The organism is Bacillus sp. SIMBA_031 (assembly GCF_046535225.1).
GTDB classification, from domain to species: domain Bacteria; phylum Bacillota; class Bacilli; order Bacillales; family Bacillaceae; genus Bacillus; species Bacillus velezensis.
In genome coordinates this window covers 1-246 of sequence record NZ_JAWRXC010000572.1, presented here as the reverse complement: position 1 = coordinate 246, position 246 = coordinate 1, and the positions used below count along the sequence as shown (strand labels likewise).

Sequence of the window (246 nt, the reverse complement as noted above, 5' to 3'; positions counted from 1 at the left end):
ATGAAAAAACGTGATGAAGAAAGCGCGTTACACGGTGTTCGTTATCTTGATGGCTTCCGCCGCCGCGTGGCTTTTTATGGGGGAGGTCACCTTTAACTACGATGACGGTGACCAGTATCACTTTTTCGTTAAAAAGCACCCGTCGCTACAGTTCTTCTTTGAGAACCCTTACGCGAATGACTTCATGGGTGAGGAGTGGGATTACTCGAAGAAGTTTGATCCTTCAGGGCGATTCCTTGTCACCAC

General features: G+C 48.0%; 1 protein-coding gene. It reads left to right on the top strand.

Annotated elements, in window-relative coordinates; genetic code table 11:
• Window positions 1-13 precede the first annotated feature (13 nt).
• Window positions 14-246 (top strand): RNA-binding protein (locus tag SB724_RS21410; RefSeq protein ID WP_410573043.1); only part of this gene is annotated, 233 nt, incomplete at its 3' end.